At 70.5% G+C, this 24,022-nt stretch carries 18 protein-coding genes; 5 read left to right on the top strand and 13 right to left on the bottom strand.

Annotation, left to right across the window (positions count from 1 at the left end; translation table 11 throughout):
- Nucleotides 1-10: 10 nt before the first annotated feature.
- Genes E5206_RS08105 through E5206_RS08095 form a run of 3 tightly spaced genes read right to left on the bottom strand, consistent with a single transcriptional unit; the run spans nucleotide 11 to nucleotide 7,385 of the window.
- Nucleotides 11-3,589 carry an ATP-dependent DNA helicase gene (locus E5206_RS08105; RefSeq protein ID WP_136322040.1) on the bottom strand — a complete coding sequence of 1,193 codons (3,579 nt, stop codon included), beginning with the start codon at nucleotides 3,587-3,589 and terminating at the stop codon, nucleotides 11-13.
- The gene (locus tag E5206_RS08100; RefSeq protein ID WP_136324030.1) at nucleotides 3,586-6,924 is read right to left on the bottom strand and encodes an ATP-dependent DNA helicase; all 3,339 of its coding nucleotides are present in this window, start codon (nucleotides 6,922-6,924) and stop codon (nucleotides 3,586-3,588) included. Before E5206_RS08100 ends, E5206_RS08105 begins: the two co-directional genes overlap by 4 nt.
- A 44-nt stretch (nucleotides 6,925-6,968) precedes the next feature.
- On the bottom strand, nucleotides 6,969-7,385 hold the full coding sequence (locus E5206_RS08095; RefSeq protein ID WP_136322039.1) for an MGMT family protein: 417 nt from the start codon (nucleotides 7,383-7,385) through the stop codon (nucleotides 6,969-6,971).
- Nucleotides 7,386-7,516: 131 nt separating this feature from the next.
- Here E5206_RS08095 and E5206_RS08090 point away from each other — a divergent pair, with 131 nt between their 5' ends.
- The 4 genes from E5206_RS08090 (at nucleotide 7,517) to E5206_RS08075 (ending at nucleotide 11,063) form a co-directional block, all read left to right on the top strand.
- Nucleotides 7,517-8,227, top strand: a complete 711-nt coding sequence (locus E5206_RS08090; protein ID WP_136322038.1) for a 3'-5' exonuclease — start codon at nucleotides 7,517-7,519, stop codon at nucleotides 8,225-8,227.
- Nucleotides 8,228-8,624: 397 nt separating this feature from the next.
- Nucleotides 8,625-9,560 carry an ABC transporter substrate-binding protein gene (locus E5206_RS08085; RefSeq protein ID WP_136324029.1) on the top strand — a complete coding sequence of 312 codons (936 nt, stop codon included), beginning with the start codon at nucleotides 8,625-8,627 and terminating at the stop codon, nucleotides 9,558-9,560.
- Between the two features lie 3 nt (nucleotides 9,561-9,563).
- Nucleotides 9,564-10,322: an amino acid ABC transporter permease gene (locus E5206_RS08080; protein ID WP_136322037.1), complete on the top strand. Its 759-nt coding sequence runs from the start codon at nucleotides 9,564-9,566 to the stop codon at nucleotides 10,320-10,322.
- Between the two features lie 3 nt (nucleotides 10,323-10,325).
- Nucleotides 10,326-11,063: an amino acid ABC transporter ATP-binding protein gene (locus E5206_RS08075; RefSeq protein WP_136322036.1), complete on the top strand. Its 738-nt coding sequence runs from the start codon at nucleotides 10,326-10,328 to the stop codon at nucleotides 11,061-11,063.
- Nucleotides 11,064-11,147: 84 nt separating this feature from the next.
- Here E5206_RS08075 and hemL read toward each other — a convergent pair whose 3' ends face one another.
- From hemL to hemE, 10 genes are all read right to left on the bottom strand, one after another.
- The gene (gene hemL / locus E5206_RS08070) at nucleotides 11,148-12,479 is read right to left on the bottom strand and encodes a glutamate-1-semialdehyde 2,1-aminomutase (protein ID WP_136322035.1); all 1,332 of its coding nucleotides are present in this window, start codon (nucleotides 12,477-12,479) and stop codon (nucleotides 11,148-11,150) included.
- A gap of 18 nt (nucleotides 12,480-12,497) precedes the next feature.
- Nucleotides 12,498-13,601 carry an LLM class flavin-dependent oxidoreductase gene (locus E5206_RS08065; RefSeq protein ID WP_136322034.1) on the bottom strand — a complete coding sequence of 368 codons (1,104 nt, stop codon included), beginning with the start codon at nucleotides 13,599-13,601 and terminating at the stop codon, nucleotides 12,498-12,500.
- On the bottom strand, nucleotides 13,598-14,581 hold the full coding sequence (gene hemB, locus E5206_RS08060) for a porphobilinogen synthase (protein ID WP_136322033.1): 984 nt from the start codon (nucleotides 14,579-14,581) through the stop codon (nucleotides 13,598-13,600). Before hemB ends, E5206_RS08065 begins: the two co-directional genes overlap by 4 nt.
- Nucleotides 14,578-15,594: a uroporphyrinogen-III synthase gene (locus E5206_RS08055; protein ID WP_136322032.1), complete on the bottom strand. Its 1,017-nt coding sequence runs from the start codon at nucleotides 15,592-15,594 to the stop codon at nucleotides 14,578-14,580. Before E5206_RS08055 ends, hemB begins: the two co-directional genes overlap by 4 nt.
- A gap of 36 nt (nucleotides 15,595-15,630) precedes the next feature.
- On the bottom strand, nucleotides 15,631-16,629 hold the full coding sequence (hemC, locus tag E5206_RS08050; protein WP_136322031.1) for a hydroxymethylbilane synthase: 999 nt from the start codon (nucleotides 16,627-16,629) through the stop codon (nucleotides 15,631-15,633).
- Nucleotides 16,626-17,918: a ferrochelatase gene (locus tag E5206_RS08045; RefSeq protein ID WP_136322030.1), complete on the bottom strand. Its 1,293-nt coding sequence runs from the start codon at nucleotides 17,916-17,918 to the stop codon at nucleotides 16,626-16,628. The genes hemC and E5206_RS08045 overlap by 4 nt, the downstream gene beginning before the upstream one ends.
- A complete protein-coding gene (gene hemQ, locus E5206_RS08040; RefSeq protein WP_136322029.1) occupies nucleotides 17,915-18,628 on the bottom strand; it encodes a hydrogen peroxide-dependent heme synthase in 714 nt (237 codons plus the stop codon). Before hemQ ends, E5206_RS08045 begins: the two co-directional genes overlap by 4 nt.
- Before the next feature lie 120 nt (nucleotides 18,629-18,748).
- Nucleotides 18,749-19,183 (bottom strand): hypothetical protein, encoded by a 435-nt coding sequence (locus E5206_RS08035; protein WP_136322028.1) that lies wholly within the window; start codon nucleotides 19,181-19,183, stop codon nucleotides 18,749-18,751.
- A gap of 507 nt (nucleotides 19,184-19,690) precedes the next feature.
- Nucleotides 19,691-21,208, bottom strand: a complete 1,518-nt coding sequence (gene hemG, locus E5206_RS08030) for a protoporphyrinogen oxidase (RefSeq protein ID WP_136322027.1) — start codon at nucleotides 21,206-21,208, stop codon at nucleotides 19,691-19,693.
- 5 nt (nucleotides 21,209-21,213) lie between these two features.
- Nucleotides 21,214-22,347: a uroporphyrinogen decarboxylase gene (gene hemE / locus E5206_RS08025; protein WP_136322026.1), complete on the bottom strand. Its 1,134-nt coding sequence runs from the start codon at nucleotides 22,345-22,347 to the stop codon at nucleotides 21,214-21,216.
- Nucleotides 22,348-22,504: 157 nt separating this feature from the next.
- Here hemE and E5206_RS08020 point away from each other — a divergent pair, with 157 nt between their 5' ends.
- Nucleotides 22,505-23,881 (top strand): glutamyl-tRNA reductase, encoded by a 1,377-nt coding sequence (locus tag E5206_RS08020; protein ID WP_240690045.1) that lies wholly within the window; start codon nucleotides 22,505-22,507, stop codon nucleotides 23,879-23,881.
- The last annotated feature ends 141 nt before the right edge of the window (nucleotides 23,882-24,022 follow it).

Raw genomic sequence — 24,022 nt, 5'->3', positions numbered from 1 at the left:
CGGCATCACGCTAGACGTCCGCCGGTGGGGTCTGTCCCAGCGCCGCGGCCACAATCTCCTCGAGCCTCTCCGCGGTTCCGAGGTCGTGCGGGCGGACCACCTGGTCGTCAGCGACGTAGTAGAACGCGGCCCTGACGTCCTCCAGCGGGACTCCCTTGAGCCTGGACCACGCCAGCCGGTAGAGCGCCAACTGGACGGCCTTGACCTTCAACTGGCTGGCGGAGGGACGGCGCCCGGTCTTCCAGTCCACGAGGTCCCAGCCACCGTCGGCGTCCCGGAAGACGGCGTCGATCCGGCCGCGGACCACCACCTCACCGATCCTCGTCTCCACGGGGACCTCGACGTGGGCGGGGGCTCGGTCGGCCCATTCGGACCGGCGGAAGGTGTCCACCATGGCGTCCAGCCCGTAGGCCGCGTCGATGTGGTCGTCCGAGCCGGCGGCGTCGCCGAGGTCCAGCATGCCGGCGGCGCCGAAGTACTCCTCGACCCAGGCATGGAAGGCGGTGCCCTTCCGGGCAGACATCCCGGGTTCGCGCGGGACGGGGCGCCGCAGCCGGGCCACCACCGAGCGCGCGTCGTCCTCGAGGTCCACGAGCGTTGAGGCGGAAATGTGCCCCGGGAGGTGGACGTCCCGCCCGGCGGTCCGCCGGGAACGGCGCTCCAGCAGCGTCGCAGCCTCCCTGGCCCATCCGGCGGCGGGGCCTCGTAACGGCCGGCGGTTCCCGGCTTCGTTCCCGACATCCTTGCCGGCATCGTCCGGGGCGCCCGGGTCCCCTGATGCCAGGATCTGCAGCACCCGGGCCGCCGCCGATTCCATGGCCGCCCGGCGGCCCGGAACGAGCCTCAGCCGTGTGTCCGTCCGGGGATCATGCGGCCCCTCCAGGGGATCGTAGGGCCACACCGCGACTTCGAGCTCAGAGGTCAACGGGCTCTCCACCGGCAGCGATTCCTCGGTCACGGAGAGCGGGTGGATCTCCGCGGCGCCCTCGGCGGCGAGAACCTCAAGTTCGGCAAGGAACGGCGACATCTCCGCCATGCCGGCCCGGGAGCCCACCCAGGCCGCGCTGGACGTCCAGAGGACGTGCTTGGCCCGTGTGTAGGCCACGTAGGCCAGGCGCCGTTCCTCGGCTTCGCCGTGGGCCTGGACTGCTGACTTGAAGTCCTTTTCGGCGTCGAGCCAGCCCTTCTGGTCCGGCTGCTCGAGGTCCCATTGCGGCAGGTCGGCCCGGTCCCCGCGCAGCGGCCAGGGCAGGGCCGCGCTGCCGCTGCTCCAGCGCGAGTCACGGCTGCTGGGGAAGGCCCCGGAGTTGAGTCCGGGCACAAACACGACGTCCCATTCCAGGCCCTTGGAGGCGTGCACCGTCAGCAGCTGGACGGCCTCATGGTTCACTTCCGGCGCGGCGGCATCGAGTCCGTTCTCCTCGGCGGCCGCGGCCTCCAGCCAGGCAAGGAAGGCCAGCACGTCGACCCGTTGCGAGGTGTGCAGGAACCCGGCGGCGGCATCCTGGAAGGCGTCCAGGTTCCGGCGGGCCTGGTGGATGCTGATCCCCGGACGTGAGGCCACTTCGATGTCCAGGAGCATGGCGCGTTCGACCTCGCCGAGGAGCGTGGTGAGGTCGTCCCCCATGAAGCTGCGCAGTTGCCGGAGCTCCGCCGACAGCCGCCGGAGCCGGTCCAGCGCCGCGGGGCTGAGCCGGCGGCCGTGCGCGGAGGTCCAGCCTTCGCGCGGCAGCCAGTCCAGGGCCTCGACAAGGCTGGCGGCATCCGTGAGGTCCCCCTCGATCACGGCCTCGTCGCCGGTCTCGGTGTCCGGGCCGCCGTCGACGTCGGAACTGCCGGGACGGCCCCGGCGGCGGGCGAGGAAGCCGGACCAGTCGCGGAACGCCATCAGGTCCGCGGGGCCGATCCGCCACCGCGCACCTGCCAGCAGGCGCATCAGGGAGTCTGAGCGGCCGGGATCGGCCAGAACCCGGAGCGTTGCGACAAGGTCGATGATTTCGGGGGTATCCAGCAGGCCGCCGAGGCCGACGATCTCGTAGGGAATCCCCCGGGCCTCGAATTCGCGCCGGATGCATTCCATCTGGGCCCGGCGCCGGCACAACACGGCCATAGCTGGCGGGACGGATTCGGGCGACGGCGCGGCGTCGAAGTCGGTGACCCGGAACTTCAGGACGTCGCCGGCGATCGCGGCGGCCTCGTCCTCGTCCGTGCCGAAGCGCCCCATCACCACCCTGCCCTGGACCGCAGCCGGGCTGGGCTGCAGCGGCGGCACCTCAACGCTCCCCGCGGTGTCCCGGGCGCCGGCGGCACCGGCATGGGCGGCCGCCTTGCTGAGCGGGGCGGAAATGACATTGGCGGCGGAGAGGATGTTCCGGCCGTTGCGCCAGGCGGTGGTCAGGTACGACGTCGGCGCCACGGCGAACTGCCGTCCGGCATGGGAGCTGGGTGAAACCTGGCCGGCGGGCGCCGGGTGCGCCGGGTCCATGGGGCCGGCCACGGCGTCATCCCCGTCCGCCCGGACCGGGAATTCGCGGACGAAGTGGAAGAGCTGCCCGGCAGAGGCGCCACGGAATCCGTAGATGGACTGGTTCGGGTCCCCCACCGCGGTCACGGCGTGGCCGTCGCCGAAGAGCCTGGCGAAGAGCACGAGCTGGGCGTGCGAGGTGTCCTGGAACTCGTCCAACAGCACCACCTTATAGCGCTGGCGTTCCATTTGCGCCGCGACCGGGATCTCGCTGGCCACCCGGGCTGCCAGGGCCACGAGGTCCCCGAAGTCCAGCGCTCCCCTGGCCCGCTTCGCCTCCGCGTAGCGGCCCACCAGGTCCGTGACGCTCGCGCGGGTGCGCAGCATCCCGCTGAGCTCCCCCGCAGCCTGGCTGGGGTTCTTCCTGGCGGTGGCAACGTAGGGCAGCGCCTCGAACTCGGCGACCCGCTCCAGCAGCCAGCCGCGCACCTCGGCCGGGTCGCGGAGGTGCTCCGAACATTCACCAGCGAGCTGGATCACCGCCTTGACGAGGGTGGACTTGGCGGACCGGAAGTGCTCGTAGTCGCCGTCGTAGGCTTCCACCACCTCGCTCGCGAGCTGGAAAGACTGGGCCCCGCCGAGCAGCACCACGTCCCTTTCCACCCCGAGCCGCAGTCCGTAATCGGCGACGATCCCGCTGGCGTAGGAGTGGTAGGTGGAAACCTTCGGCTCGAGCGCGTCGGTGCTCAGCAGGCCAGCAGGGAACACCTGGTTCTGCGTGTCCGCCGCGGCGATGCGCTGCAGTGCGGCCAGCTTGGCGCGGATCCGGGTGGCCAGTTCCCCGGCCGCCTTGCGGGTGAAGGTCACGCCGAGCACTTCCTCCGGCCGGACCCAGCCGTTGGCTACGAGCCACACCACCCGGTCCGCCATGGTCGCGGTCTTTCCCGAGCCGGCGCCTGCGATCACGAGCCGCGGTGACAGGGGCGACGAAATGATGAGGGACTGTTCGGCCGTGGGGCTGTTCTTCTCGCCCAGCATGGCCGACAGTTCTTCCGGGCTGAACCGCGCAGCGGGAAGGCCGGCGGGACGGGTTGCCGGATCTGCTGCCGGTGGTGCCTCGGTCATTCGGTAACCTGCTTTCCTCGTGCGCACAGCGGACAAACCTCGGGAAGCCGGCAGCCGTGGCCGCCGTGGCCGCCCTTGGCGGGATCGTGGCGGGCTTCGAAGGTGCTCCCGGACATCACCCGGGCGGCATCGTTCACCATCTCCAGCGCCCAGTTCCCGTCCGGGTCCAGCGCTTTCTGGGCCTGGACGCCCGGGCTCTTGGTGGTCGTGCCGAGCTGGGCCAGGACGGCGCCGCCCGGCAGCGGCGCCGGGCCGTCGTCGGGGCCGGCGAAGCCTCCGGCCAGCACGGCCGCCTGGTAGGCGCCCAGTTGCGGGTGGCGTTCGAGCTCGGCCTTTCCGGGCTGCCGCTTGCCTGTCTTGAGGTCCACGACCACGAGCCGGCCCTCGGCGTCGATCTCCAGCCGGTCAACCTGACCGCGCAGGACGGCGGGCCGGGCAGGCCAGGGTCCGTCACCGGGTTCCTGCCCGACGCCGGGACCAGGGACCCCGCCGGGATCCGCGGCAACGTCCGCCAGCTTCACCTCGAAGTCCTGTTCGACGCCGAGCAGGCTGCGGCCCTCGCTGCGCATGATCAGCACGTACTGCGCGAGTTTCCGGACCATGGATTCGGCCCGCTGGAAATCCAGTTTCCCTTCCCAGTTGTCCTTCATCCCGAGCGCCGGCCAGCGCCGGGTGAGTTCGGCGAGGTATTCGCTGCCCGAGGCATCCGGGAGGTCCTGGGCGATGGCGTGGACCAGGGTTCCCAGGCTGCGGGCGAAATCGGTGGCAGCCTCGCCGCCCGCGGCCTGGACGAACCAGTCGAGGGGGGATTTCTGGACCGTCTCCACCTTGGAGGGTGAGACGTACACGGTGCCGCCGGGCGGGACCACGGACTCTTCGGAGGACAGCGGCGCCAGGCCCCACCAGCTCCGGGGGTGCGCCCCGGGAACCGGCGGTTCGGCTGCGGCGAGCGCGCCGAGCAGTGCGGCGGCTTCCGCGGCCTCCGCGCTGCCGCCGTCGAGCTGGGCGTACTGGCGAAGTTCGGCCACGAGGGCGCGCAGGGTCAGCGGCCGCTCCACCGGGGTGAAGCCGCGGCGTTCCTGGTCCGGGCGCAGCGGTGCCACATAGTCAAGGAAGGAGGACGGCTGTTCGTCCTCCGAGGAGACGGCCGTGCAGATCAGGACCTCCCGGGCCCGGGAGACCGCGGTGGAGAAGCTGCGCAGCTCGTCATAGCGGATTTCCCGCAGCCGGCTGAGCGGATCCAGCTGCAGGGCGTAGTCCACCCCGTGCTCGACGGCGTCGGCAAACAAGGTGCTGCCCAGCAGCTCGCCGCGGAGCCTGGTATTGGGCCAGACACCCTCCTGCAGCCCCGGAACGATCACGACGGGCCATTCCCGGCCGGCCGCGCTGGCCGGTGTCATGAGCTCCACCGCGTCCTCCAACTGGGCCCGCGCGGCGAGGGTATCCATCGGGAGTTCCTGGTTGAGCAGGTACTCGAGGAACTGTTCCGGGCCGGAGCCCGGCAGCTGGTCCACGTAGCGTTCCGCGGTGTGGAACAGCGCCATCATCGCGTCGAGGTCGCGGTCGGCGCGGGCCCCCGCCGATCCCCCGGCCATGGCGGCGTCGGTCCAGCGGGCGGCGAGTCCGGTGGAGTTCCAGAGCGCCCACAGCACCGTTTCGGCGTTGCCGCCGGGCGCCTGGGCGGCGTCCCGGCCGGCCTGGATCATCCGGGCGATCCGGCGTGCGGAGTGCCCCTCGATGCCGAGGGTGGCGAGGGCCCCCGGCTCCAGCAGGGCCTCGACCAGGAGCACATCACTGGTGCGGCCGCCGCCACCCAGGATCTCTTCCCGCCGCAGGGACTGGCGGAGCCGCCGCAGCTCGATCGACGTCGCACCGCCGATCCGCGAGGTGAGCAGCGCGACGGCCGCCTCGGGGGTCAGCACGGACGGGTCAAGGACCACCGCGTAGGCGTCCAGCAGGGGCCGGACGGCAACCTCGTCCCGGACGGCGGATTCGGCGACCGGAATCCGGACCGGGATCCCCTGGCCGGCGAGGTAGCGTTGCAGCTGGCTGAGCTGGCCGCCGTTGCGCACGATCACGGCGATGTCGCCCAGCCCGCGGCCATCGTTGAGGTGGGCTTCGAGAATCCGCTGGGCCACATAGCGCAACTCATGGACCGGGGACGGCAGCAGATGCGCCTCGACGGCGCCGTCGCTGCCGCTGGCACTGCCTGCCCCGGCAACCCCGTCAGGGCCACGCTGCTCGAGCCGCCGTGCGGACTGGCCGCCGGCGCGGCGGGCGATGCGCCCCGCGACCGAGAGCCAGGCCTCCGCCACGGCAGGAGTGTGGCGGTGGGCGCACCAGAGCGGACGATGCAGCACGGTGCCGCCCGCGGGTGCCAGCAGCCGGGGCAGCTCGGCGACGAGGTCCGGACGGGCACCACGGAAGCCCTGGACCACGGTGTCCGGTGAGGAGGTGATGATGGCGTCCTTCCCGGCGGCGATGTCGGCGAGCAGCTCGAACACGGCAGGGTTCGCTTCCTGGATGTCGTCCACGAGGATCAGCTGCAGCCTGTCCCGCTCGGCGGCCAGGAAGTCCGGGGCATCCTGGAAGATCTGGCGTGCGGCGGTGATGATGCCGGCCGGGTCGAACGCCTCGGGCATACGCAGGTCCAGGACGTCCCGGTATTCGGAATACAGTGCGGCCGCGGCGACCCAGTCGGGCCGGTGGCACCTCCGGGCCAGGGCGACGAGATCCTCCGCGGTCCGGCCGGATTCGATGATCCGGTCAAAAAGCTGGCGCACCTCCTGCCGGAAGCCGCGGGTCTGCAGGGCCGCCCCGAGGTCCCCCGGCCAGGGCAGCTCAAAGCCGGGTGCGTGCCCTTCGAGCAGTTCCTTGATGATCAGGTCCTGTTCGGGCCCGGAGAGGAGCTTCGGCGGACGCGGCAGCGGCAGGATGCCTTCGGCCTTGGCCCGCCGGATCAGATCGAAGGCGTACGAGGCCCAGGTGCGGGCCGGCGTCGTACTGAGGCTCCGGTCCAGCCGTGCGGTAAAGCGGTCCCGGAGGGTATCGGCGGCGAGCCGTCCCGGCGCCAGGATCAGCATCCGTTCGGGGTCCAGGCCGTCCCGTTGTGCGCGGCGGACCGCGGCCTCCACCAGGACCGTGGATTTTCCGGTGCCCGGCGCCCCGGGCACCAGGACGGGGCCCGAGCCGTGCGGGACGTCGACGGCGGCGAACTGGTCCGCGGACAGCACGGGAACGACCGTGTGCGGCTTCCGCGGCGGCAGCAGCCGGAGCCCCGCAACGGAGGACCCGGTGCGGGATCCGCGGGGAGCGGGGAGCGGGGAATCCGGCAGCTCAAATGCAGGCAGCTTAAATGCGGGGGCCTGGCTGGGGGTAGTCACACAGTCATTTCATCATCCGGGGCCGACAATTTATGCAACTCCCGCTCCAGCCGCCCGGCGATGGCGTCAATCCGGTCGAAGTCGGCGTCGGCGGGTGCCCAGCGGGCCGCCGCCAGGTCGACCCGCCAGCGGCCCTCACCGGTGCGGAGGCAGTCGAGGTAACTCCCGCGCAGCGGCGTTCCTTCGTTCAGGTACAGGGCCAGGGCCTCGCGTTCATGTCCGGGCGGCGCCTCCCCGTTGGATTTCAGCACCCGCCACCAGGGGACGGCGCTGCCGTAGTGGCTCATCACGGACCCGATCTGCCGCGGGCCGCCGGAACCGAGGAGTTCTGCGACGTCGCCGTAGGCCACCGCGGTGCCCGCCGGGATCAAAGCCACCAGCTCCAGCACCGCTTCCACATACTCCGTCCGCATCGGTCCAGCGTAACCGCAACGCGGGGTCACTTTCGGCCCATTCCGCCGGCGGGGATGGGCCGTAAGTGACCCCGTGCTGGGTTGGGGGCGCGGGGGCAGGAACTGTCGCAGGCAGCAGGTAGCGTGGAGGCATGAGCACCTGGAACTCCCTCCCCCGCGCCGCCTTTGACCTCGAAACCACCGGCCGGGACTCCCGCGCCGCGAGGATCGTCACCGCCTCGGTCACCGTTGTGGACTCCGACGGCGGGGTCATCAAGGAGCATGAGTGGCTCGCCGATCCGGGCGTCGAAATTCCTGCCGAGGCCAGCGACATCCATGGCATCACCACCGAGCAGGCGCGCCGCGAAGGCCGCCCGGCAGCCGAGGTGACGCGGGAACTGGCCGCCGTCCTCCAGGAGCTTTTCGACGCGGGCGTGCCGGTCATCGCCTTCAACGCCAGCTACGACTTCACCGTCCTTGCCGCCGAATCGGCGCGCTACGGCGTCGCCCAGCTGAGCCGCTTTCCGGTGCTGGACCCATACATCATGAACAAGCAGGTAGACCGGTACCGCAAGGGCAAGCGCACGCTCACGGCCTTGTGCGAAGAGTACGGCGTCAGCCTGGACAATGCCCACACCTCGGCCGCCGATGCGCTGGCCACCCTCCGCATGCTCGATGCCATGGCCGGGAAGTTCCCCAAGCTCCGGATGCCCGCCAGCCACCTGCACCAGCTCCAGATCGAATGGGCCGCCGCCCAGGCCGCCGACTTCCAGTCATACCTGCGTAAGACCAAGCCTGCCGCCGTGATCGAAGGCGACTGGCCGGTGCTGCCGCCCGAGGACGCCAGCCGCGGCGGCTTCTGACCGGCAGGCATTGCCCGGACGCACCGTCCCCCGACGCCCTCCCGCGGCGCCTGGCTCCGTAGATATACGTCTGCAGTCCCGGACACCAGCACTTGCGATACAAGTCACACCCATGTGACCACCCAGGCAGCCTAAGTCGACGCGCCATTCCTTCCGCTGGAGCGGACCGGCAGGCCCCAGGTCACTGCCCCGCACCCCCTGCCGCTGCGGTTAATTCGGTCTCAACCGGCCGGGCCGTCGACTTCTTCGGTTTCCACACGTGTCGGAGGCAAGTGAGACAATATTGTTTCGCGGGGCGGGCAGCCGTGCTGTGCTCAGGGCTGGGCCCACGCCCGCAGCCGGGGGCAGCGCACCGCTCCCAGGAACCCAGTCAATTCCCAATGAAAGTGATTGCGTGATGAAAATCAAAGCCATGAAGTGGCTGACAACTGTTCCGGTGGCGATTGCCGTTGCCGTCTCGCTGGCGGCATGCGGCGGCGGGACCGCGCAATCGACCGCGTCCCCGAGCGACGCCCTCAAGGGCAGCGACCAGACCTCGCTGGACAAGTACACCACCAAGGACGTCACGGCCCTGGACAAGATCGACAAGTCCAAGCTGAACCTGATCGTTCCGGGCACCATCACGGTGGGCACACTCTCCGATGCCCCGCCCAACATCTACATTGACAAGAGCGGCAAGTTCACCGGCTACGACAATGAGCTGCTGCGCGCCATCGCGGACAAGCTGGACCTGAAGGTGGAGTTCAAGTCCACCGAATTCTCTTCCCTGCTCTCGCAGGTGCAGAACAAGCTCTACGACGTCGGATCCTCCTCGATCTCCACCACCGATGCCCGCCGCAAGACCGTGGGCTTCACCAACGGCTACGACTTTGGCTACATGGCCGTCGTCGCCAAGAAGGACGCCGCCGTCAAGGGCTTCAAGGACCTGACCAAGGACACCCGCATCGCCGTCGTCCAGGGCACCGTGCAGGACGACTACGTCACGAACACCCTGCAGATCGAGCCCGTACGCTTCTCGGACTACAACACCGCCTACGCCAACCTCAAAAACGGCCAGGTTGACGCCTGGGTGGCCCCGTCCCAGCAGGCCACCGGCCAGGTCAAGGAAGGCGACGGCACCGCCATCGCCGAGTCCGTGGTGAACACGCAGAACTTCACCGCCTACGCCGTCAACTCGCAGAACCAGCCGCTGATCGATGCGCTGAACTCCGGGCTGGACGCCGTAATTGCCGACGGCACCTGGTCCAAGCTGACCAAGGAATGGTACCCGGACCGCGAAACGCCGGCCACCTGGTCCCCCGGATCCAAGGCCGTCGCCGTCCCGAAGGGATAGTACATGGACGCATTCGAGCAGCTCCTTAAGACGTTCTTTGACTGGCAGGCGATGGGGGCGGTCCTTCCGAACCTCCTCACCGTCGGTCTGCCGAACACCCTCACCCTCGCCGTTACCTCCGGTATCCTCGGTTGCATACTGGGCATGGTCCTGGCCGTCATGGGCATCTCCCGGCATGCCGTGCCGCGGTGGATCGCCCGCGTCTACACGGACATCTTCCGTGGCCTGCCGGCCATCCTGACCATCCTGCTGATCGGCATCGGCCTGGGCCCGCTGGTGCGGAACTTCACCGGGAGCACCAACCCGTTCCCGCTGGGTATTCTGGCCCTGACCCTGATGGCCGCTGCGTACATCGGCGAAATCTTCCGGTCAGGCATTCAAAGCGTGGATAAGGGGCAGCTCGAAGCGTCCCGTGCCCTGGGATTCAGCTACGGTTCATCGATGGCCCTGGTGGTGGTTCCGCAGGGCATCCGGCGGGTGCTGCCGGCCCTGGTGAACCAGCTGATCTCGCTGATCAAGGATTCCTCGCTGATCTACATGCTCGGCCTGCTGGCCAGCCAGCGCGAGATCTTCCGCATCGGCAACGATGCCGCCGCCAACACCGGCAACCTGTCCCCCCTCGTTGCCGCAGGAATCCTGTACCTGGTCCTGACCATCCCGCTGACCCACCTGGTGAACTACATCGACAACCGGATGCGCACCGGGCCTGCGGTCAAAAAAGAGCCCGACGCGATTGCCGCCGTCATCGGAAAGAGTGCCTGAGCCATGGCTGAATTTTCCTCCGGCACCCTGACCGGCAAGAACCTGCACCTGTCCTTCGGGTCCAACCATGTGCTGCGCGGCATCGACCTGCATGTTCCGCAGGGCACCACGGCCTCCGTGATCGGCCCTTCCGGATCCGGCAAGTCCACGCTGCTGCGGGTCATGAACCGGCTGATCGAACCCGACCAAGGTGACATCCTGCTCGATGGCCGCTCCGTCCTCAAGGACAACCCGGACGAGCTTCGCCGCCGGATCGGGATGGTGTTCCAGCAGTTCAACCTCTTCCCGCACAAGACGGTGGTGGAGAACGTGGCGCTGGCGCTGCGCAAGATCCGCAAGCTGCCCAGGGAGCAGGCGCGTTCCGAGGCCTTGGAGCAGCTGGATCTCGTGGGGCTCCGGCACAAGGCGGATGCCCGCCCGGCGAACCTGTCCGGCGGGCAGATGCAGCGTGTGGCAATCGCCCGGGCGCTGGCCATGAAACCCGAGGTCATGTTCTTCGACGAGGCCACGTCCGCGCTGGACCCGGAGCTGGTCAAGGGCGTCCTGGCCCTGATGACCGACCTGGCCAAGGGCGGCATGACGATGGTGGTCGTCACGCACGAGATGGGCTTCAGCCGCAACGTCTCCGACACCGTCACCTTCATGGACGCCGGTGTGGTGGTGGAGACCGGTCCCCCGGACCAACTGTTCTTGGACCCGCAGACCGAGCGCCTGCAGAGCTTCCTCTCCGACGTCCTCTAGCGAGGCCTGCTTAAACACTTGGGGCACCCGCCGTGGCGGGTGCCCTTGGTGTTTAAGCTCTTGGTGTTTATGAACGACGGCGGCTCAGGCCTTCGCCGCGGCCGCCGCCTTCGCTGCTGCCGGCAGGGCGTCGAAGATCCGGTTCATCGCGGCGTCGTCGTGCGCGGCGGACAGGAACCAGGCCTCGAAGACCGACGGCGGCAGGTAGACGCCGGAGTCCAGCATGGAGTGGAAGAACGGCGCGTAGCGGAAGACTTCCTGGCCCTGGGCGTCGCCGTAGTTGTGGACGCCGCGGGCTGAGGTGCCGAACGCCACCGAGAACAGGTTTCCGGCCCGCTGGATCGAGTGGTCCACCCCGGCGGCGTCGAGAGCCGAGGACAGCGCGGAGGAGAGCTCCAGCGAGCGGGCGTCGATGAACGAGTAGACCTCCGGGGTGGCGTTCGTCAGCGTTGCAACGCCGGCGGCCATGGCCACCGGGTTCCCGGAGAGGGTGCCGGCCTGGTAGACCGGGCCCAGCGGGGCGAGGTAGTCCATGACGTCCGCGCGTCCGGCGAGGGCCGCCGCCGGCATGCCGCCGCCGATGACCTTGCCGAAGGTCAACAGGTCCGGGGTCCAGGGCACGGCCGCGTCGGCCGCGCCGCCGGTGAGGCCCCAGTAGCCCGAGTAGCCGGTCCGGAAGCCGGTGAGGACCTCGTCCAGGATCAGCAGGGCGCCGTGCTCGCGGGTGATGCGGGACAGCCCGGCGTTGAAGCCTTCCGCCGGGGTGACCACGCCCATGTTCGCCGGGGCGGCCTCGGTGATGACGGCCGCGATGTTGGGCCCGTGCTTGGCGAAGGCGGCCTCGACGGCGCCGAGGTCGTTGTAGGGCAGCACGAGGGTCTCCGCGGCCGTGGCGGCGGTGACCCCGGCCGATCCGGGCAGCGCCAGGGTGGCCACGCCGGAACCGGCGGCGGCGAGGAGCCCATCAAGGTGGCCGTGGTAGCAGCCGGCGAACTTGATGATGAGGTCGCGGCCGGTGAAGCCGCGGGCCAGCCGGACAGCCGTCATGGTCGCCTCGGTGCCGGTGGACACCATCCGGACGCGCTCGGCGGCGGGGACGCGCTCCTTGATGATCGCGGCGAGGTTGGCCTCATCCGGCGTCGAGGCGCCGAAAGACAGCCCGCGGTCGACGGCGGCATGCACGGCGGCGAGGACCGCCGGGTGGGCATGTCCCAGCAGCGCCGGGCCCCAGGAGCAGACGAGGTCCACGTACTCGGCGCCGTCGGCGTCGGTCAGGTACGGGCCCTTGGCGGACACCATGAAGCGCGGGGTCCCGCCGACGGAGCCGAAGGCGCGGACGGGCGAGTTGACGCCGCCGGGCATCAGCTGGCGGGCGCGGTCGAAGAGTTCCTCGTTGCGAGGATGGCTGGAAGTCATGGTTCCTATTCTTTCAGTTCAATTCGCCGGGGAAGACCCGGCCAGCAGGGCTGCCACGCGGGGCGCCACTTCGGTGCCGAACAGCTCGATGGAGCGCATCATGGCGGCGTGCGGCAGGGTGCCGTTGCTGTACTTGAGGTCGAAGCGGTCCACGCCCAGGTTCTTCTTCAGCAGGGCGATCTTGGCGGCGACGGTCTCGGGCGAGCCGACGTACAGGGCACCCTCGGCGGTGCACATGGCATCAAATTCGGCGCGGCTGCCCGGCCCCCAGCCGCGCTCGGAGCCGAGCCGGTTGCGCATGGCGATCCAGTGCGGGAAGAACTCTTCCCGGGCCTCCTCGTCGGTGGCGGCGATGTGGCCCGGTGAATGCGTGGCCACCTGCTGCATCGGATGGCCGTACTTGGCCATGGCCTCGCGGTAGAGGCCGGCCAGCGCGGCGAAGGAGCGCGGCTCGCCGCCGATGATCGCGAAGATGATCGGGTAGCCGTACTCAGCGCAGCGCAGCACCGATTCGGGGGTCCCACCGACGCCGATCCAGGCCGGCAGCAGGTGGTGCTCAAGGGGCGGATAGACGCTGAGCCCGTTGACGGCGGGGCGCGTGCGGCCTTCCCAGTGGATGGGCTTCTGCGCCCGCGCCTTGTCGAAGAGCTCGAGTTTTTCCTCGAACAGGACCTCGTAGTCGGCCAGGTCCAGGCCGAACAGCGGGAAGGACTCGATGAAGGAGCCGCGGCCCAGCATGACCTCGGCCCGGCCGTTGGAGATCGCGTCCACGGTGGCGAAGCGCTGGAACACCCGGATCGGGTCATCGGAACTGAGCACCGTCACAGCCGAGCCGAGCCGGATCCGCTTGGTCCGGGCGGCCGCCGCGGCGAGGAAGACCTCGGGGGCAGACACGGCGAAGTCGCGGCGGTGGTGCTCCCCGACGCCGAAGGCATGGAGCCCGACCTCGTCCGCGAGCTCGGCCTGCTCGAGCAGCTGGCGCAGCACCTGGGCATGCGGAATCGGATGGCCGTCGGGGAAGACCCCGACGTCGCCGAAGCTGTTCAGGCCCAGGAGGATGCGGTGCGGACCGACCGGGGCGGCCGGGTCTGCGACGGCGGCCGGTGCGGGTGCGGTGGTCATCGGGACTCCTTCAACCAGCCGGCGAGTTCGGTGGCCCAGTAGCTGAGCACCATGTTGGCCCCGGCCCGCTTGATGCCGAGGACGGATTCGGTGATGGCGGCGCGGCGGTCGATCCAGCCGTTGGCGGCGGCGGCCTCGATCATCGAGTACTCCCCGGAGATCTGGTAGGCGGCCACCGGGACCGGGCTCATCGCGGCGACGTCGGCGACGATGTCGAGGTAGCTCATGGCCGGCTTCACCATAACGATGTCGGCGCCTTCTGCCAGGTCCAGCTCGACTTCCAGGATTGCTTCGCGGCGGTTGGCGGCGTCCATCTGGTAGGTGCGGCGGTCCCCTGTGAGCTGCGAATCGACGGCTTCGCGGAACGGGCCGTAGAACGCAGAGGCATACTTGGCGGCATAGGCCACGACGGCGGTGTTGGTGTGCCCGGCTTCCTCCAGTGCCTGCCGGATCACGGCGATCTGGCCGTCCATCATGCCGGAGGGGCCGAGCATGTGCGCGCCGGCGTCGGCCTGGGCCACCGCCATCTGGCCGTAGATCTCCAGGGTCGCATCGTTGTCCACGTAGCCGTTGGCGTCCAGTACGCCGCAGTGGCCGTGGTCGGTGAATTCGTCCAGGCAGACATCGCTCATGATCACGAGCCCGTCGCCGACCTCGGCACGGATGTCCCGGATGCCCTTGTTGAGCACGCCCTCCGGGTCCAGCGAGGCGGTGCCGCGCGCATCACGCTTCGCGGGGATGCCGAACAGCATGATTCCGCCGACGCCCAACTCCACGGCCTCGGCGGCGGCCCGCTTCAACGAATCGGTCGTGTGCTGCTGGACGCCGGGCATCGAGGCGATGGGGTTGGGCTCCGTGAGGCCCTCCCGGATGAAGGCGGGGAGGATCAGTTCCGCGGCTGAGAGCCGGTGTTCGGCGGTCAGCCGGCGCATCGCCGGGGTGGTGCGGAGCCGGCGGGGCCGGTGGATCGGGAAGCTCATGGTCTGTCCTTCGATAGGTGCCCTGCTGCTGAACGATGGGCTGCTGGGGGATGGGCTGTTGGCGGGTGGGGTGCCGCACCGGGGCGGGGCGGGGACTGGCCAGGTGCCAGAGCCTGGACGACGGCGGCCACCAGGCCGGAGGCGGTCGGCGCGTCCGCGACCGAGGCGACGGCGAGCCCGAGCGACTCGGCCTGGGCCGCCGTCGAACGCCCGATCGCCACGAACCGGCAGTCCCCCAGCGGCGCGAGGTCCGCGTGGATGCGGCGGGCAGCGCTTGGCGAGGCCGCGACGACGGCCTGCAGGCCGCCGGCTCCGATTTCGGCTTTCGCCTGCGCCGCGGTGAGGACTGCCGCCGGGATTCCGGTGCCCGGGCCGGCGGCCGGCGGCCAGCCCGCGGACAGGCTGCGCGACGGATCCGCCGGATAGTCCACCGTGTGGTAGGCGGTGATGACCTGGACGGAGGCGCCGCGGGCCGCCAGGCCGCGGCGGAGCCGGGGGTCGGCGATGTCGGCCTGCGGCAGCAGCACCCGGCCCTGGCCTTCGGGCCAGATGTCGAGCAGGCCCGCTCCGGATTGGGGCCCGGTGGGAGCGAGGTCGACGGCGATGCCACGCGCCTCGAGGAACCGGCGCGTGGCCGGGCCAATCGTGGCGACCTGGAGGCTGCCGGGAAGCCAGGCGCTCAGGCCCACGCCCCGTTCGGCGGCCTTGGCCTCCAACGCCTGGACCGTAGTGACGCTGCTGACCACGAGCCAGGTGTAGGCACCGGCCCCGAGGGCATCGAAGGCAACATCCAGCGAATGCTGGTCACGGGCCAGCTCGAAGTCGATGAGCGGCAGCAGCAACGGCTCGGCCCCCACCCGCCGGAGGGCCGCAACAAGCTCCCCCGCGCGGTCCGGGCTACGGGCAACCAGCACGCGGGCACCGTTGAGCGACGCACCGTTGGGCACCGCACCGTTGGGCACCGCACGGGACGGCGCCGCACTGTCCAGCACCCTGCCAGGCCCGTCCGGCATGTTCCGCCATCCCGTCATCTGCTGCTGTCCGCCGGCTCAGGAAGCGGACAGATCCGCAATGTCGGCTGCCCCGCGCGCCAGCAGGACCTCCGCCAGTTCGATCCCCAGCAGGGTGGCACCGACTTCGGTGAGGCCGTCGGTGGCTTTCTGCTCGCGCACGGTCGCCGTGCCGTCGACGGCGCAGACGACGGCGTCGAGGTACAGCATGCTTCCCTTGCGGTACGCGTAGGCGCCCACCGGGGCCGCGCAGCCTGCCTCGAGCCGTGCCAGCAGTGCCCGCTCGGCTGTGACGGCCAGCCGGGTGTCCGGATCGTCGAGGGCGGCGAGGGCCTGCGCCAGGACGCCCTGGGAGCCTTCGGTGGATCCGGCTTTTCGGGGCGCATCGGAGGAGCGGCATTCGATGGCCAGGGAACCCTGCCCGGCAGCGGGCAGCATGACCTCGATCCCGAGGTACTCGCTGACCGTGTCCAGCCGGCCGATCCGGTGCAGGCCGGCGGCGGCCAGCACGACGGCGTCGAGGTCGCACGTCTTGCCTTCCACGACGGCGTCGGTGCTGTTGCCCGGCAATCCGGGGACACGGCCCAAGCGGGTGTCCACGTTGCCGCGGATATCCCGGATGTCCAGGTCGGGACGCGCGGCGCGCAGCTGCGCGGCCCGGCGCGGTGAGCCGGTGCCTACCGTCGCCCCGGTGGGCAGGTCCGCGAGCTTGAGTCCGTCCCGGGCGCAGAGGACATCACGGACGTCGACGCGTTTGGGGGTGGCCGCGAGGGTAAGTCCAAGGGCCGGGCCGGTGGGGAGGTCCTTGAGCGAATGGACCGCGACGTCGCACGCATCCTGCAGCAGGGCATCGCGCAGTGCGGCGACGAAGACGCCGGTGCCGCCCATCTGGGACAGAGATCCGGTGAGGACGTCACCGTCGGTCCGGATGTGGATGAGTTCCACCGGGAACCCGCCGACGGCTGCCAGCTGGTCTGCCGTCTGCTGGGTCTGGGTGAGGGCCAGCTTGCTGGCGCGGGTGCCGATCCGGACGGTCACAGGGCGCCCTGGCCTTCCGCCGCAGCGGACGGAGCGGCCGGGGTTCCGGCCGGGTACGGATCGTGTCCGGTGCCTGTTGCTCTGCCGGTGGCAGTGTCGGCACCTGCGATGGTGGGCTTCTCGCCGCGGAAATTGGCGCAGCAGCCCGGGCGGCAGACGTCGTACCAGGGGCCGAGCCTGGTCAGGTGCGGCCGCTCCGCGATGTTGTTGGCGGCGGTCCGCTCGCAGATCAGATCCACGATCCCGGCGACGAACTTGCGGTGCGTGCCGGGGGTCGGGACGCGGGCCGCCGCGATGCCCAGCCGGGCGCAGGTTTCCAGGGCTTCGGTGTCGAGGTCCCAGACGACTTCCATGTGGTCGCTGACGAAGCCCAGCGGCACGATCACGACGCCCTTGACTCCCTGGCCGGCGAGTTCCTCGATGGCGTCGTTGATGTCGGGTTCGAGCCAGGGCACGTGGGGCGCCCCTGAGCGGGACTGGTAGACGAGGGACCACGGGGCGGTATCCCCGGTCTCGGCCTCCACCCGGCGGATGACCTCGGTGCCGGTGGCGAGGTGCTGCGCGACGTAGGCGGAGTCTTCCTCGAAGTGGCGCGGTTCGGCGTCGGAGCGTCCCGCCGCCTCGGCGTCGCGGGTGGGGATGGAGTGCGTGGCGAACAGGATGTGCACGGGGGCGTCCGGCGTACCGGCGGCGGCAAGCCGGGCGCGGACCTCGGCGAGGCCGGCGGCGGTACCTTCAATGAACGGCTCGACGAAGCCGGGGTGGTCGAAGTACTGGCGGACCTTGTCGACTTCGAGCTTGCCGTCCAGGCCGGATTCGGTCAGCGCGAGGCCGATGTCCTCACGGTACTGGCGGCAGCTGGAGTAGCAGGAGTAGGCGCTGGTGGTGACCATCAGGACCTTGCGGTGGCCGGCGTCGTAGATGTCCTGAAGGGTCTGCGGGATGTAGGGGGCCCAGTTGCGGTTGCCCCAGAACACCGGCAGTCCGATCCCGCGGCCAGCCAGCTCCGCCTCGATACCGGCCTTCAGGTTGCGGTTCTGCTGGTTGATCGGGCTGACCCCGCCGTTGGCGCGGTAGTGGTGCGAGACGGCTTCGAGCCGCTCGTCCGGGATACCGCGGCCGCGCGTGACGTTGCGCAGGAACGGGATGACGTCATCCTGGCCTTCGGGACCGCCGAAGGAGGCGAGGAGCACGGCGTCGTACTCCTTGGGGCCCATCCGGCCCGCCTCGGTCACGGGGTTGACGTCGGTGATTCCGGCCAGGCCGCCCTGCGGACCCGGCGTGCTCATGCAAGGACCTCGGCAATCTCCGCGGCCGTGACCCGGCGGCCGGTGTAGAACGGGATTTCTTCGCGGACGTGGTGGCGGGCTTCGGTGGCACGCAGGTGGCGCATCAGGTCCACGAGGTCCACGAGTTCGGGGGCTTCGAGGCCGAGGATCCACTCCCAGTCACCGAGGGCAAAGGAGGAGACCGTGTTGGAGATGACCTGGGGGAAGTCGCGCCCCAGCATGCCGTGGTCGCGCAGCATCGTGCCGCGTTCGGCGTCGGGCAGCAGGTACCACTCGTAGGAGCGCACGAACGGGTAGACGCACAGCCATTTTGCCGGTTCCACGCCCCGGGAGAAGGCGGGGGTGTGGTTCTTGGCGAACTCCGCCTCGCGGTGCACGCCCATGGCGGACCACGCGATCTCGGTGCCCGTGAAGAGCCTGCTGCGCCGGATGTCGCGGACGGCGCGCTGCAGCGCCTCCGGCCGGGGCCCGTGCAGCCAGACCATGATGTCGGCGTCGGCGCGCATCGCGGAGACGTCGTAGCTGCCGCGGTGGACCACGCCTTCCTCGGCCAGGCGGCTGATCAGGGCCTCGAAATCCTCGGCGGCATCGCCGCTGCGCAGGACGTCGGCGGAACGCTTGAACACCGTCCAGAGGGTGAAGAACTGCTCGACTGATTCTTCGCTTGCTGATTCGGTTTTGGTGACAGATTCGGCAGAAGTGTGGCTCATGGTTACCAGTCTGCCCCTTCCCTGCAGCTAAGTCGAAATGGAGCACTTCTACAACACGTAGAAGTGCTCCATTTCACAATATTCCTGCCGCAGGGCCTGCCGCGTTCAGCGGGCAGGCCGTCAGATTTTGCGCATCGCGCGGATCCGCAGGACGACGGCGCCGGAGACCAGGGACAGCGCGACGAGCCCGATCCCCCAGCCGAGCAGCGGGGACGGACCGGCGGGCCCGACGGCCGCGGTGGCCTCCAGCGAGGTGCTGCCGGAACGGCCTTTGGCGGCGGGGGCGGATGCGGACGGGGAAGCGAGCGCGGAAGCTGAAGCGCCCGACGGCGTCTGCGTCGCGGTGGTTCCCGCGGACGGCGTTCCGGCAGGACCTGATCCGGACGGCGTTCCGGCAGGGACGACATCCGAAGAAGCTGCCGGTGCCTTGGCATCCCCGGCGGGAACCGGATCGCTGCCGGCTGCCGGCGGGGGCGCTGTTGCCGGGCCGTCCGCGGCCGGCGGGGCCGGGGTCCCGCCCGGGGCCGGAATGGCGGGCGGGGCGGGGGTCTGCACGGGCGTACCCGGCGTCTCCGGCTGCGGAGTGCTGCTGCGGTTCGGGGATTGCCGCGGCGTGTCCGGGGCCGGGTCCGTCGGGGCCGGTTGGTTCGGGCCGGGCTGATTCGGGTCTGGCTCCCAGGGGGCGGAGGTGCCGGAGGGGGTCGGCCCGGGTGTCGGAGTGGGCTGCAAGGGGGCGGCCAGGCCGCCGAGCAAGTCCTGCAGGACACGCGGGAGCGATCCCGTCGATGTTGTGGATGCCGTTGTGGCGGCGGCTGAAGCCGCCGCTGAAATGGCCGGCCCCGTTGCGGCGTGCGAGGCAGGAACCCCTGCGGTGATGACCAGTACCGCTCCGAGCGCGGCAGCCGCTGCGCCGCGCCGGAGTCCCCCATGGCGACCGGTCTGCGTTTTTTGAACGATGGACCTGTGAATAACCATGGTCATCGAGCCTAGCCCCGATCGGCCGGCGGGGGAATTTTGACGGAGGGCGTCCGGACGTGCTCAGAACGGGGTGGAAGGCGGCGTTCAGGCCAGCAGCGGCCGTACCTGCCGGGCGGTGTCGGCAACGATCGCCGCCAGGCCGTTCCCGGAGAGCCAGCCGCCCACCACGGCCAGCGTGCCGTCGGCGGCGCAGATGCTCCGGACCTCGGCGACGCGGCCCTTGTGTCCGAGGGACGCGAACGGCAACGCCCCGGACCAGCGGACCACGTCCCAGTCCACGACATCCCCCGCGGTGACGGGAACCGACAGCAGGGTGGAGGCGTCCTTCAGGGCGGCCTGGAACAGCTCGTCGTCGGAGCGGGGCGGCGCGGCACCGGGCCCGGCAGGCCGGGAAGCCGCAGCCTGCGCGGGGTCCTCACCGCGTCCGTAGGAGAGCCGCAGGACGTGGGTGCCGGGGCCGGTCCGGGCGGCCAGCCAGCCCCACTTGGCGGTGGCGTGAGTCAGGGCCTTGGCCTGGATTCCCGGGCTCTGCGGGGCAACCAGCACTCCGGTGCCGCGCGGCGCGGCGTCCAGCTGTGGCTGGTCCACCACGAGCGTGACCAGGCTGACGTCCGGCCCGGCGGCGGGGCGTCGGGCCGCCAGTTCCGGCAGCGTGTCCGCGAGCAGCCCGACGGCGGCGGGGCCCTCGACCGCGATGACCAGCAGCCCGGCGTCGTGCGCGGTGCCGCCCGAGGTGACGTGCCAGCCCTCGGCCGTGCGCTCCACCGCGTCGGCAGGGGTGGAGCTGAGCAGGGTGACGCCATGCTGGCGCAGCTCGGCCAGCAGGGCGGAAATCAGCGTGTGCATCCCGCCGCGCAGTCCGGCGACGGCGGAGCCCGGCTTCTGCAGGCGGGCCTCCGGCGGGGCAGGCTGCTGCGGTCCGGCAGCGGGGGCGCCGGCCCCTCCCCTGCGCTGGGCAGCGACCGCGGCGGCCAGGGAGCCGTGCCGGCGGATTCCGGCGCGCAGGCCCGGTACCACCATGTCGACGTCGAGCAGGGCGGGATCGGCCGAGTGGACGCCGCCGACCACGGGCGCCACGAGCCGCTCCAAGACGCGCTTGCCCATCCGGGCCCGGACCAGCGCCGAGACGCTGCTGACCTCGCCCCCGGTCCCCAGCGAGGCGGGCAGCAGGGCATCGAGGGAGGCGCGCAGGGAACCGGACAGGCCCAGGGAGCGCCGGACTTCCGGGTCCCAGGGGTTGGCGGGAATGCCGAGCACCCCGGTCTTCGGCAGCTCGCGGGGCCCGTCGGGCAGCTGGACCCAGGCGCCGCCGGGGTTTGGCGCCACGATGTCCTCGGCAAGGCCCAGTTCGGTGGCGAGGTCGGCAACGGCGGAAGACCGCGTAGCGAAGGATTCGGCACCGCTGTCCAGGGTCAGGCCGGCCACCACATGGCTGCCCACGCAGCCACCCCAGGCCGCGGCAGCCTCCAGCACGGTGGTGTGGACGCCGGACCTGGCCAGTTCACGGGCGGCGAGCAGGCCGGAGATCCCGCCGCCCACCACAATGGCTGTTTTTCCGGCGGTCTTTCCGGCTGTGTCGCCTGCACCGGTCTCCGCGGCCATCGGGTTTACGCCGGGGAGATCGAGTGGATGAGTTCGACGACGCGCGTCAGCACCGTCGGGTCGGTCTCCGGCGGAACGCCGTGGCCGAGGTTCAGGACATGGCCGGGGGCCGCGGCGCCGGCGGCGATCACGGCGCGGACATGGGCTTCCAGGACGTGCCAGGGCGCGGAGAGCAGGGCCGGGTCGATGTTGCCCTGCAGCGGCACGGTCCCGCCGAGGCGGCGGTTGGCTTCGTCCAGCGGCAGCCGGTAGTCGACCCCGACGACGTCGACGCCGACGTCGCGCATGGCCACGAGCAGTTCCGAGGTGCCGGTGCCGAAGTGGATCAGCGGGGCCCCAAGGTGCCGGATATGGTCCAGGGCGCGGGACGACGCGGGGGCAACAAAACGCTCGTAGTCGGCCAGTCCCAGCGATCCGGCCCAGGAGTCGAAGAGCTGCGCGGCGGAGGCGCCGGCTTCCAGCTGCGCCTTCAGGAACATGCCGGAGGCGTCCGCGGCCCAGTTGGCCAGCGCGGTCCAGGTTTCAGGGTCGGCGTGCATCATGGTGCGCGGGCCCAGGTGGTCGCGGGAGGGCTTGCCTTCCACCATGTAGGCCGCGAGGGTGAAGGGGGCGCCCGCGAAGCCGATCAGCGGGGTGCTGCCCAGCTGGGCCACGGTGAGCCGGACGGCTTCCCGGATCGGTTCCAGGGCCTCCCAGGTCAGCTCTGGGAGGGCGGCGACGTCCTCGGCGGTGCGGACGGGCTTGTCCAGGACGGGGCCCACGCCGGGGACAATGTCCACGCCGACGCCGGCCAGCTTGAGCGGGATCACGATGTCGGAGAAGAAGATGGCCGCGTCGACGTCGTGGCGGCGCACCGGCTGGAGGGTGATCTCGGCGGCCAGTTCGGGGCGTAGGCAGGATTCCAGCATGCCCACGCCTTCGCGCACCTTGAGGTATTCGGGCAGCGAGCGGCCGGCCTGGCGCATGAACCAGACAGGACGGCGGGAGGGCTTGCCGCCCCGGTAGGCGGTGATCAGCGGGGATCCGGCGGTGCGGCCGTCCATCAGCGGATGTCCGGCGTCGAGCGTTCCAGCTGCCGTGCCGTGAGTTGCCGTGCCTTTTATTGCCGTGCCGTTTATTGCCGCCGCGCTAGGAGTCATGACTTCGATTGTGCCCAAAATCGGCCCCAAAAGATAACGACAGTCTGTCACCGGGTCGCGGCGGACGCCGCCATGACATGAATCACGGGCCGGCGTGCGCGGTCACACACGGCGTTGTTGTTCTACCCGGCCGCGAAAAAGCTATGATTGACCTGCTGTGGTTCTTTTCTCATTGGTGGCTACACACGCCGACATCGACCTCGAGACCGTTGCTCGCCTGAGCACCGGCGCTTCAGAGCTCGCCACATCCGCCCTCGCCGGATCGCCGGCAGTGGCGGGTGCCGTTGTGCTTGCCACCTGCAACCGGTTCGAAATCTACGGTGAAGCCCCCCATCCCGGTGACGTCGATGCGGCGCGTGAGGCCCTCATCGCCCAGATCAGCGGGGCCAGCGGCCTCAACGGCCAGCTCGTTTCCCGCTCCTTCAGCACCCGCACCGGTCCGGAGGTCAGCCAGCACCTCTTCTCGGTCAGCTCCGGACTGGATTCCGCCGTCGTCGGCGAACGCGAAATCGCCGGGCAGGTCCGCCGGGCGCTGATCACCGCCCAGGCCGAAGGCACGGCAAGTTCGGGCCTCGTGCGGCTGTTCCAGGCGGCCTCCAAGACGGCCAAGGACGTCGGCGCGCAGACCGCGCTCGGCGCCCGCGGACTCTCGGTCGTGTCCGTGGCCCTCGACCTCGCCACCGACCTCTCCGAGAACCCCGACTGGTCCGCCAAGAAGGCCGTCGTGTTCGGCACCGGCGCCTACGCCGGCGCCACGATGTCGCTGCTGCGCGAACGCGGCTGCACCGACGTCTCCGTCTACTCCTCCTCGGGCCGCGCCGCAGGCTTCGTCGCGACCCGCGGCGGCACGGCCCTGGACACCGAAACCCTTCCGGCCGCCGTCGCCGCGGCCGACGTCATGATCGGTTGCAGCGGCTCGGACGCGCGCGTCGAAGCGTCCGAGCTGGCCAGGGTCCGGGCGTCGTCGCCCCAGCCCTTGATCGCCATCGATCTGGCCCTCACCCACGATTTCGATCCCAAGGTCGGCGAGCTCGACGGCGTCGAGCTGCTGACGCTGGAATCCGTCCGGCTCGCTGCCCCGCAGGAACAGGCCGAATCGCTGGCGCAGGCCAGCAGCATTGTCGCGGGCGCCGCGAGTGCCTTTGAGCAGGAACGCGAGGCACGCTCCGTGGATTCCGCGATCGTTGCGCTGCGCCGCCACACGATGAACGTGCTGGATGCCGAGATGGAGAAGGTGCGCGCCCGCCACGGCTGCACCGCCGCTGCCGAGGAAGTGGAATTCGCCCTCCGTCGGATGGTCAAACAGCTCCTGCACGTCCCCACCGTCCGGGCCCGCGAACTGGCCGCCAACGGACAGCAGGATGATTACGTCGCCGCCCTCGAGGCCCTGTACGGCATCACCGTGGAGCAGCCGGGGGCACGGACCGCGTCCGGATCCGCCTCCGCAGCCACCGCCGGGGCAGAGTGCCCGGCCGGGCAGGACGTCGGCAATGGACCCGGAAACCAGGAACAGGCGGAACGCCACTCCGCCTAGCCGATCCTCAACTGCAGAGCAACGCGGGGTCAGATACGGCCCATCCAATGCCCTTCGGCGGTCCGTATCTGACCCCGCGTTGTCTTCAGTAGACGGGCTTGCCTTATTCCACGTCCCGCACTCGGCAATCCCGGGCAGCCC

Origin of the sequence: Arthrobacter sp. PAMC25564 (assembly GCF_004798705.1) — a bacterium.
Lineage (GTDB): Bacteria > Actinomycetota > Actinomycetes > Actinomycetales > Micrococcaceae > Arthrobacter.
Note: the sequence above shows the minus strand (reverse complement) of the source record. Positions and strands in the feature narration are given on the sequence as shown.